Raw genomic sequence first — 1014 nt, 5'->3', positions numbered from 1 at the left:
TATTGCCCATCTCCAGTGTCTTTAAAGAAACCATGTTTCGATTTGATTTCTAAACATTGACCTTTCTTAAAAGGTTTAACTTGTGGAATAACTTTACCTGGTATGGCATAGCTATTTAAAATGACTTCACCTTTAGTGGTTGGAAATACAACTGACTCTTCGCCATAATAGACATTGGCTTTAAGTGTAACCTGCTCAGTTTTAGCCAAGGCAATAGAACTGACTGAAAAGCTTAAAATTCCGCACGTGATAAGTTTAATAAAGTTCATAATCTTTTCTCTGATGTAAATAAAAGTAATCATTCAATAAATACTAAAAAAACTGTTTAAGTTAGTGACCAAAACATGACTGGTATCCTTCATTCAGGACTTGATTGCTGTTTTTATCCCAACTCACCACATACCAGGTACATTGATAACGGTCGGAGTCCCAAGCAGCACGATAGGTCATGGTATTGCCTTGCTGGCTCCACCCTTCTACTCGTTTACTCACCTGATCCGGACTTGAACGGCCCCATACATTCATAAGGTGTGACGCTAACATTTGATCAATATTCGGGATGGTTGACTTTAAATCGGCAGGTGCAGTTTTGATTGGTTTTAAGCCATAGCGAGAAGCGTTCGAACCTAAAGTTTGTCCTTCATGGTATTCAGCGTCGACTTCTGAACTGAGCTTTCCAATATTCGCATCTTGTGCTTTGGCATTCTCAACCGCGGCTATTGCCCCCGCAACCACTTCATCCTCAGCTTGTGAATGAGTAGATTCTGATTCCGGGTTTTCCACCATACCTTCAATGCCAGTGAAACCTGATTCAGTGGGTTCAGAAGCTGCTTGCGTTGCAATAGATTGATTTTGTACCTTAGATTGTTCTAAAGCGAGTTGCGCTAACTGAAGTTCTGTTTGTCGTTTTTGATGTTGATTAAATAAAATACCACCGGCAATCAGTACAACCATCATGACTACGGTTAACAACCAATATAACGGTGGTACCTTTTTAGTTGAGTTAGTGCTGTT

2 protein-coding genes are annotated in these 1014 nt (G+C 39.9%); both read right to left on the bottom strand.

What is annotated here, in order from left to right; genetic code table 11:
- On the bottom strand, positions 1-269 hold a 269-nt coding region (locus tag RMB13_RS00590; protein ID WP_311084113.1), incomplete at its 3' end, for a hypothetical protein.
- 61 nt (positions 270-330) lie between these two features.
- Positions 331-1014: hypothetical protein (locus RMB13_RS00585; RefSeq protein ID WP_311084112.1), on the bottom strand; the 684-nt coding region annotated here is incomplete at its 5' end.

The organism is Acinetobacter sp. V102_4 (assembly GCF_031799005.1).
GTDB lineage: Bacteria > Pseudomonadota > Gammaproteobacteria > Pseudomonadales > Moraxellaceae > Acinetobacter > Acinetobacter calcoaceticus.
Note: the sequence above shows the minus strand (reverse complement) of the source record. Positions and strands in the feature narration are given on the sequence as shown.